At 56.2% G+C, this 10,164-nt stretch carries 7 protein-coding genes; all 7 read left to right on the forward strand.

The annotated features are described in order from the left end of the window. The first annotated feature begins 339 nt into the window (after positions 1 to 339). Complete coding sequence (locus tag ABQ298_05900; protein MEQ9823898.1) at positions 340 to 1,524, forward strand: efflux RND transporter periplasmic adaptor subunit; 1,185 nt, start codon at positions 340 to 342, stop codon at positions 1,522 to 1,524. Further along, positions 1,521 to 4,601 (forward strand): efflux RND transporter permease subunit, encoded by a 3,081-nt coding sequence (locus ABQ298_05905; protein MEQ9823899.1) that lies wholly within the window; start codon positions 1,521 to 1,523, stop codon positions 4,599 to 4,601. The genes ABQ298_05900 and ABQ298_05905 overlap by 4 nt, the downstream gene beginning before the upstream one ends. A 414-nt stretch (positions 4,602 to 5,015) precedes the next feature. Further along, positions 5,016 to 5,834, forward strand: coding sequence for an ABC transporter ATP-binding protein (locus tag ABQ298_05910; GenBank protein MEQ9823900.1), 819 nt, complete (start codon positions 5,016 to 5,018; stop codon positions 5,832 to 5,834). Beyond that, positions 5,831 to 6,640 carry an ABC transporter permease gene (locus tag ABQ298_05915; GenBank protein ID MEQ9823901.1) on the forward strand — a complete coding sequence of 270 codons (810 nt, stop codon included), beginning with the start codon at positions 5,831 to 5,833 and terminating at the stop codon, positions 6,638 to 6,640. Before ABQ298_05910 ends, ABQ298_05915 begins: the two co-directional genes overlap by 4 nt. A 151-nt stretch (positions 6,641 to 6,791) precedes the next feature. Further along, positions 6,792 to 7,220 (forward strand): GNAT family acetyltransferase, encoded by a 429-nt coding sequence (locus ABQ298_05920; protein ID MEQ9823902.1) that lies wholly within the window; start codon positions 6,792 to 6,794, stop codon positions 7,218 to 7,220. Between the two features lie 84 nt (positions 7,221 to 7,304). Continuing rightward, a complete protein-coding gene (locus ABQ298_05925) occupies positions 7,305 to 8,327 on the forward strand; it encodes an ABC transporter substrate-binding protein (protein MEQ9823903.1) in 1,023 nt (340 codons plus the stop codon). Between the two features lie 87 nt (positions 8,328 to 8,414). After that, positions 8,415 to 10,164: hypothetical protein (locus ABQ298_05930; GenBank protein MEQ9823904.1), on the forward strand; the 1,750-nt coding region annotated here is incomplete at its 3' end.

Raw genomic sequence — 10,164 nt, forward strand, 5'->3', positions numbered from 1 at the left:
GTTTATCTCTTCTGATCGATTTTCCCGCAACAGGTTCAATTTGGATCGAAACGCACTCGTTTAGGATCACCTCGATCTTTTCCCTTCTGAGTTTGCCCTGTATAAGCAAATGAAGGGCATTAGCCCTTGATTTTGCATAGGGTGGCTTCGGTCCTCGCGTGCTTTGGGTCCAAATCCGGAATGATCACAATTTCCGCTACGAGGAAACCGCAGTGCCACAAATCATTTCTGGAGGCTTTTCATTACTAATTTCTGCAAATCATCTCTTGGTGTGCGATAAGGTGATGGGTTCAGTCGTTGTGAGTGCAGTAAACCCGTTACCCTGAGCAATACTTAGACATGAAGCATTTTTTGAAAATCCTGGTGGTGTTATTCGTCGTGGGTGCCATCACATTTTGGGTGTGGAAACGAATCCAGACCGATGACAACTCTCGGGAAGACGAATCCTATGCGGACCGCCCTGTGCCCGTTGCAGTAACCCCGGTTGTAAAAGACTCCATCGAAAGACGCCGCGTGCTCAGTGGCACTCTGGAGCCGCACTCTGAGTTCCGGGTTGCACCCAAAATCGGAGGTCAACTGACCGAGATGCTCGTTGATTTTTCAGATGTGGTGACCCCTGCACAAGTGGTTGCAAATCTCGACGATACCGAGATCCAGCAGCAAGTGCTGCAGGCCGAAGCCAATCTCGCCGTCGCGGAGGCAAATCTGGTCGAGGCGCGGAGCCTTTGGGAGATTTCCAAACGCGAAATCGAACGCTTCAACACCCTGCGTGACCGGGAGTTTGTATCCGCAGCCGACTACGAAACCGCCGAAGCCCAATACCTTGCACGCCAGGCACAGCTCAAGGTCGCCGAAGCACAACTGCGCCGCCAGCAGGCCGTATTGCAGTCGGCGCGCATCCAGAAAAGCTATACCGAAGTGAGAGTCATCTGGTCCGGTTCGGGCAAGGAACGCATCGTCGCTGAACGCTATCAAGAGGTGGGGGATGTGGTATCTCCCAATCAAACACTCTTCCGCATCGTCGAAATCGATCCCATCAAGGCCGTCATTCACGTGACCGAGCGAGACTATGTGTTCATGCAACCCGGACAATCCGCCACATTTGAGACCGATGCGTTCAAGGGTGAGGTATTCCACGGCACGGTTGACCGAGTTTCTCCGGTTTTTCGCGAATCCACACGTCAGGCTCGTGTTGAACTCTCCGTGCAAAATCCGGACTACCGGCTGAAACCCGGCATGTTTGTGCGCGTGCGCATCACGCTGGATCGCCTCGAATCTGCCACGATTGTTCCCGAGATTGCCCTGGCCCGGCGCAAGGATCAAACCGGAGTGTTCATCGCTGACCCTGAGACTCACACCGTTTCGTGGAAGCCAGTTGAAGTGCTCTTTCTGGACGACGGACGCTGCGCCATCCAACCGGAATCACTTAGTGGACAGGTCGTCATTCTGGGTCAGCACCTGCTCGAAGACGGCTCTGAAATCTCCATTGTGGACACCACGATCCCCTCCATCAGCCAACCATGAGTTTACCGCAATTCAGCGTCCGCCGGCCGATCTTCACGACCATGATCACCCTGATCGTGGTCGTGCTGGGGGTTTTTTCGTTTCGTCAGCTCAAAATTGACCTGCTTCCACCAGTGGAGCTGCCAACCGTTTCGGTGCGCACTGGCTACCCCGGAGCCAGTCCCCAAGTGGTGGAAACCCGGGTCACCCAGATTCTGGAGGAAATCATCGCAACGGTTCCAGGGGTTGACGAAATATCATCGAGTACCTACCAGGGTTTCAGTAATATCAGGGTGACCTTCGCCTGGGGAACCAATCTCGACGCTGCGGCCATCGAAGTTCAGACCAAGATTGAAGACGAAATCAACGAACTCCCGCAGGACATCAATCGTCCGCGAGTGAGCAAGTTTGACATCGGTAGCTTTCCGGTCGTGCTGCTGGGCATCTCCAGCGATCTGGATCCCGTGGAAATGACGGACATGATCAACCACGAGATCCGCTATCGCTTCTCGCGGGTTCCCGGGGTGGCTCAAGTGGACCTGTGGGGAGGCTTCGACCGGGAAATTCGCATCGACCTCGATCCAGACCGCCTGCGGGCGCTCCAGGTGCCCGTTGACCGGGTCCTCACTGCACTGCGAAATGCGAATCTCGACCTGCCTTCGGGAAGCATCGCAACGGGTCGATACGAAATCAATTTGCGAACACCTGCCCAATACCGGAGTCTCGAAGAAATCCGCGACACCATGGTCCAGGCCGATGATGGTGCTGTCGTTACGATCCGTCAGATCGCCGAGGTTCGCGATACTTATGATCGCCCCTGGCGAGTGGACCGCATCAACGGAGTGAAGGGCATTCGCGTGGCGATCCGCAAGCAGGCCGATGCCAACACCGTAGAAGTGGCGAAGGGCGTGCTCGCCGAAATCGAGGCCGTAAACCGCGATTTCCCACAGCTGAACGTGATCCCGGTGATCAATCAGGGAAATTTCATCGAACGTTCGATCCAGAATGTGGCGATGTCGGTGTTCTATGGAGGGGGACTGGCGATCCTGGTACTGTTGTTTTTCCTCAGAAATGTGCGCATCACCGCTGTGATTGGAGCGGCCATACCCATCTCCATCATTGCCACCTTTGCCATGCTGTATTTTGGAGGATTCACCATCAACCTGATGACACTCGGCGGACTGGCGCTCGGAGTGGGCATGATGGTGGACAGCTCCATCGTTGTGCTGGAAAATATCTTCCGCAAGCGCGACTCGGAAGGACTCGATCCGAAACAGGCAGCGCCAGAGGGTGCCCAGGAGGTCGCCACCGCCATTGTTGCCAGCACGATCACCACCCTCGTCATTTTTCTGCCCGTCGTCTTCATCAAGGGAGTCTCCGGATTGCTGTTCAAGGACTTGGCCTACGTGATCGTATTCTCCCTCATCTGCTCACTGCTGGTCTCCCTCAGTCTGGTCCCCATGCTGTCCTCAAAGCTCATCCAACCCAAGGGAGTCGGTGCACAAAAACGCCGGAAATCCCTGCAGCGTTTGGTCGATTTTTCGGAGAAATGGTTTCAAAACCTCGAGCAAAGTTATCAAAACCTCCTGGCGGGCGCCCTGAATCATCGCATCAAAATTTCCGCCTTCGCCACCCTGCTTTTTGCACTGAGCATTTACCTCTTCCGCTTCATTGGCACGGAATTTCTCCCACCCAGCGATGAAGGAGAAGTGCGCATCTATGGCAAAATGGAGGTGGGAACACGATTTGAAATTGTCGACGAGGCGATGAGGCGCATCGAACGCATTGTGGAAGAATCTGTCCCCGAAAAAGTTGCCTCCATTACCAGTGTTGCCGAGGGCTGGGGCGATGCGCGCATTTCGTTGGTGCCCGCCGCACAAAGAGCACGCTCCAATGAAGAAATTGCAACCGACCTGCGACTCAAACTTCGCGGACAAATCGCCGGTATGGAAATTTTTACATGGGCACCGCAAGGACAGTTTGTGCTGCAGCGCGTGCTCGGAGATATTGACGGAAACGGGTTTCGCGTGGAGGTGAGGGGCTACGAAATATCGGTCCTGGAGGATATCGCCAACCAGGTGTATGAGGAACTCGAAAAAATCGAGGGGACGGGCTATCTGAATAAGAGTTTTGACGAAGGGCTTCCGCAGGAAGAATTAATCCTGGACCGGGCCAAAATCGCAGCGTTGGGGCTGTCTCCAAGGGATGTTTCCAATGTACTGCAAACCGCAGTTGCCGGATCGCGCGCGGGCAATTTTCAGACCGAGGGTCGTGCCGTCGAGATGGTGCTTCAACTGGCCAACGCCGAATCACTCACCATGGATGAGGTGCTCGACCTCACGCTTTCGACTCCTTCTGGGGAACAGGTCGCGCTGCGCAATCTCGTCTCCAACGAGAGCAATCGTGCACCACAGGGCATCCAGCGTAAGGATCAGCAGCGCTACGTCAGCATCGACGTCAATGTGGAGGATGCCGACACGGGTACCGTCGCCGCAAGGGTTCAGGCCATGCTCGACTCTCTGCCACGCCCCGAGGGCTACAGTTTCCTGATCACTGGCAGCTTTGAAGAGCAGCAAAAAGCATTTGGCGAACTCCTGATCGCCATCGTGCTCTCGCTGCTGCTGGTCTACATGGTGCTCGCCTGTCAGTATGAGTCCTTGGTCAATCCCCTGATTGTGATGTTGTCAGCACCCATGGCCGGCATTGGCGTGATTATCGCCCTCATGGGAACAGATACCACCTTCAATCTTCAATCCGCCATCGGTTGCATCATGCTGGGCGGTATCGTCGTGAACAATGCCATCCTGCTTGTGGATCAGGCAGGCAAGTTACAGTCGCGCGGCATGCCAGCGAGAGAAGCCGTGACCGAATCAGGACGCCGACGCCTCAGGCCCATTCTGATGACCACACTGACCACGATTCTGGGCTTGCTTCCACTCGCACTGGGTATTGGCGAAGGTGCGGATGCACAGGCACCACTTGCCCGGGCCGTCATTGGTGGACTCACCGCGTCCACGCTGATCACGCTCATCCTGATCCCCTGCGTTTATTCCCTGGTTCACCAAAGGGAAAATCTGGCAAAGGAATCCGCCGGTTGAGAGTTCATGAGTCGGGCTTTCAGCCCTCGCGTGATGGGATCACCTTTTCTCCTGGGCCTGCAGCCCAGGCTGGTATGAAACAAGGCTTCGCCCCTCGAAAACACATGCTGCCGCTCATCCGGTATCCTCGCCGTTCAATTACGCCAATACCATTCAATCGACACGCTTTTATCACGACATTTTCACTCCTCGGCCTGCTGCCCAGGCTGGTATGAAACGAGGCTTCGCCCTTGGAAAACTCGTTGCCGCCAGCGCCAACGGCGCGAGATCATACCAGCCTGGGGCGGCGCCCCAGGAATCACAGGAGTCCCAACCCAAGGGCTGAAGGCCCGACCCATATTCTTGATTCCCTCCCGGGACTGTGTGCAGAAGAGTTGCAGTGAAACCGTTTTAGGGTTCCAATGTTTCGAACGAATGAGCACCACAACCCTGCCACCCGAATCCGCAATCTCTCCACCACCCACGGTGCAGGTGCGGAAACTGGGACTGCAATTCCGGGAAACGGGCAACACCGCATTTCAGGCGGTAAATCTGGATCTGCAGGCGGGCGAGATTGTCGCCATCATTGGTCCGAGCGGTTGCGGCAAATCGACCTTGCTCAAATCCATCGCGGGGCTGTTGCGCCCGACCGACGGACACATCCAGTGGGCCGGGGATCACGTCCCCGAACTGGCGTTTATCTTTCAGGACCCCACCCTGCTTCCCTGGCGCACTGCCCTGGGCAATGTGGAGGTGCCGCTGCGCCTGAGGGGAAGCAGTGTCGCCGAGCGGCGCGAGCGATGTGAACAGGCCATGAGAGACGTACTGCTCGATGGCTTTTCCGACTACTTCCCCAAGGCACTCTCGGGCGGAATGAAAATGCGGGTTTCACTGGCAAGAGCACTCACGCTCAACCCACAATTGCTCTTTCTGGATGAACCCTTTGCGGCGCTTGATGCGATGACCCGCAATCAGATGAATGAGCTGGTGCTCAGCCTCCAGCGCAAATCGGGCTGGAGTGTGTTGATGGTCACCCACTCGGTACACGAAGCAATTTTCATGGCAGATCGGGTGTGCATCATGAGTCCCGCACCGGGAACACTGGGTGAAATCATCCCCATCCAACTGCCGCGCGAACGGAAGCTGGAACTGCAAACCACACCTGCCTACCTCGACTACGTAAACTCCATCCGCAATCAAATCACCTTCAGCGGAGGCAACGAAAACTGCGGTATCGTTTCAAACGGAGCATGAACCCACCCAACCACTCCCACCCGCTCGTCAATCGAGTGTTGCTGCCACTGAGTTCCGGGTTGCTCGTGATCGCCATCTGGTATGGTGCAATCGCGCTGTTTGACATCAACCCCTACTTTCTACCGCCCTTTCACGAGGTCATGAAGGCGTTCTACAATGAAGGGCCACGCCTGTTGCAATCCGCAGCTGTCACGGCGCAGTTTGGCCTGAGTGGCTTCCTCATCGCCGTCGTGCTCGGTGTGCTGCTCTCGATCGGACTCAGTGCTTCCCGCCTGGTTCGCCAGGCCATCTACCCTTGGATCCTGCTCATCCAGATGACACCAGTGGTTATTTTTGCTCCCATTATTGTGCTGTGGTTCGACTATGGTGCCGCCTCGGTTGTCACCATCACCTTCATCACCAGTTTTTTCCCGATTGTAGCCAATACCACACTCGGACTGATTTCCACCGATCCCAACCTGATCGACTGCTTCAAAGTGTATCGCGCCTCACCGCTTCAGACCCTCTTCCTGCTTCGCCTGCCCCATGCACTTCCGCAGATGATCAATGGCATCAAGATCGCCGCAACGCTCATTCCAATCGGAGCGGTATTTGGTGAGTTTTTTGTGGGGAGCTTTCAAGCCGGGCGCGGCGGGCTGGGCCTGCTGGTCTTTATCTATAACAAAGAAACACTGATTCCCGAGCTCTTTGCCGTTGGACTCACCGCCTGTCTGCTGGGTCTGATCATTGTGACTACCGTGCAGATACTCAACTGGTGGCTGCTGCACAAATGGCACGATTCCTTTGCCAACTCAAACCGCGCATGAGGGGGACGGAGGGGAATCGGAGCCACTGCCATACTTCGGAAATTTCTCAAATTCCACTGCGCTTGGAAATGTGAAGAGCGTGGTGCCATGTGAAACCACAACCATCGAAGACACGCATTTCATCTGGATTTGATCCCACGCTACGACTCCCATGACCATCCGACCCTATCATTCGAACGACACTGATGCACTGATCCAGCTCTGGACCGATTGCAAGCTGACCATCTCCCGCAACAACCCTCGAAAAGACCTGCAGCGAAAGCTCGCAGAAAATCCTGATGAAATGCTTGTGGCGGAACAGGATGGCACCGTGATCGGCAGCTGCATGCTCGGCTACGATGGACACCGTGGGTGGATCTACTACCTCGCGGTATCCCCCGCCCACCAGCAACAGGGCATCGCGCGGAACCTGATGCAACATGCCGAAACACTGCTGCGCAAACGCGGATGCCCCAAAATCAATCTGATGGTGCGCGAGAGCAACCGAGAGGTGATCGCCTTCTACCACCGCATCGGATACCAGCAGGATGCAGTCATCACCCTGTCCAAGCGCCTTGAGGGCGACGCTCCATCCGCATAGTCGCATCGTGTCAGCCCAACTTCGCCACCTGAGCAGGTGACCCGAACTTGACTTGATGCAACTGCGGGATTGGCTTTGCGTACCATGAAACGTGTGTTGTGCAATCTGCATCCCGGACTCATCCTTGCTGCGGCAACCCTGCTGCTCTATGCCTGCGAGCGTCGTCCCGAGGCCACACCGAGCAAACCGGGTGAGGCGCCGCGCATTTCCCTCGTCTTTCAATCCGACTGGTTTGCACAGCCTGAGTATGCAGGATTTTACCAGGCACTGGCCACTGGACGCTATGCTGACTACGGACTCGACGTGACCATCCTCGAAGGAGGACCCAATGCGGATCCCACCAAGCGCCTGCTGCTCAAGCGTTGCGACCTCATGAACATCCGCGCAGACGACGCCATCGTCGCCCACGCACGCGGTATGCCTGTACGCTTCATCGGTGTGACGATGCAGCACAACCCTCAGGGCATCCTGTCCCACGCCGAACATGCAATCACAGACTTCCGTCAGCTGGACGGACGCCGCGTGATGGTCGATGTGGGCGCTCCCTGGATTGACTACATCGAAAGCAAATACGACATCCAGCTCATCCGCATGCCACACAATTTTGGTCTGAGCCACTTCCTCAACGACCCGAAATTCATCATGCAGTGCTTTGTCACGAACGAGGCCTACTTCGTGCGCCAAAAGGGGGCTAACCCGCATGTGCTGCCCATCTGGGAAAGCGGACTGGACACCTATCGCGGCATCCTCGTGCACGCCGAAACCTGGGAGACAAAACGCCCGGCACTGGAAGCCTTTGTGCGTGCCACTCAGGAAGCCTGGCATGAATACCTGTATGAAGATCCCGCACCCGCCCATGATCTCATCGCACAGCGCAATGAACGCATGACACCCGAGTTGATGGAGTTCATCCGTCAGTCCATGCTCGACTACGGAATCGTGGACGGCAAACCCAACCACCCAGCCAATATAGGCCGACTCGAGGCCGACAAAGTTCAGTCCAATGTCGATATCCTTCACCAACTCGGCGTGATCGACAAAAAGGTTGATATTTTCGAACTTTTCCCAACGCTCGCAACTTCCAGTTTGAACGAGGTGGAGCACTGAATCGACCCTGTCGGTTGCAGTCTTTCATTTCCCACCCAACACTTCCGGGCTTTGGTGGCAGCATGTCCCGGATCTTGCATGCAACTCATGAAACCTGACATCCTGTACACGTTTGTCCTTGCCATCCTGCTGAACGCCGCGACGCAACCTGCCGCCGCACAACTCGACACCGCTGTGGCTGAGGGACCCATCACCGAACTCGAAGCCTTCATCGTTCGCGAGAGCACTGCATACGCCGCAGGTGGCATCGAGCCCCAGTCCCGCACAGTGTCGGGACTCTTCAACACCGATAAAACCATCATTGAAATCCCGCGCTCAGTGACCCTGCTCACGCCTGAGCACATGGATTTGCTGCAGATTGACGATCTGCGCTCACTCTCAAAGTTTGGGGCGGGCACACAATTGATCAACCACTACGGCGTCACGGGCACTCCCATTCTACGCGGGGCCAAGGGTGCCACCCTGCTCAACGGCATGGTGCGCAGCTTCAATCTCAACGAAATGCCGCTGTCCTTCGGCTCATCCGAAGCCCTTGACATTGTGAAGGGACCCACGCCTCCCAACATCTCTCCGACGCATGTGGGCGGATTTGTCAACCTCGTCCCCAAGCAGCCGTTCTTTGACAAACATCGCGGTTCCATCGAGTTCACACTTGGCAGTCACCAGCAGTATCGCACCCTGCTGGACTACGGGGGTCCCGTGATGCTGGGCAATCGTCCCTCCGCCTTTCGGGTCTCCCTCACCTTCAACCGGGAGGGCAGCTACTATGATCGTCTGCGCAATGATTTTGAATCGGCCTATGCCTCCATCAAGACTGACCTGACCCCCGGCATCACGGCGTTTGCGGGCTTCGAGTATTTCCACTACCAGAGCTCGGAAAATGCAGGCTGGAACCGTGTGACGCAGGACCTGATTGACAACGGCAACTACATCATTGGCGAACCCGTGAACATGGTAGATGCGAGCTTTCAAAACACCGCCCATCGCGACCTCAGCTCCTATCCTTACGGCTTTGGATTCTACAATGGAATCGAGGATTTCAACGCTTTGGTGGTGCCCACGGCCGTGGTAGACGCTGCCGTTGCAAGTGGTTCCATCAGCGCAGCCGCACGCGATGCCATGCTCAACCTCGCCGACCCCGATGACCGCGCACGTGCCTATGGCCAACCCCTGCCCAGCACAGGTCAGGTGGATCCCCGTTTTGCGGCACGGGCGGATCTCAACGAGTTGCTGGCCCGCCTGAGTCAGAATCCCAACGAAGGCTACCGCTACACGCGCGAGTATTTTGCACGCGGAGGAACGGTTTTCACCACGCCATTGAGCGGCAATCAGGTGCTTTCGGACGAACGCGATCACTCAGAGGCAACCAACTGGGTTGGATTTCTCGATCTGGACTGGACCGGAGGTCGGGGTACCCACTGGCAATACAAGGCATTGCTGGATACCTTGAAGACGGAAAAACTGTCGTCCTACGGCTACGCCATCGATACCGAACAGTTCATTCTCGACCAGCTCGTACAGGGACTGGACTACCTCGACTGGTTCGAACGCAGCACCCTGAGTTATGGTGTTGGCCTGCGCTACACCGACGCCGAAATGGTGCAGGATTATTTTGCCGAACCCTTTCCACGGCGCGACATCTCAAGACGCAACGTCAGCGATAACTCGCGCATCCTCGCCGGACCTCAGATCGGTCCCGATGGACTCAACTACTGGTCACCGGACATTGGCGCCAACGTGCGCTCCGAACTACTGCAGGCATCCGCGTTTGCCCAGCTCGATTCCCAGTTGACCGAGCGCATCGAACTCATGCTGTCCCTGCGCGGGGAACAGGCCT

This window comes from Puniceicoccaceae bacterium, from assembly GCA_040224245.1.
Lineage (GTDB): Bacteria > Verrucomicrobiota > Verrucomicrobiia > Opitutales > JAFGAQ01 > JAKSBQ01.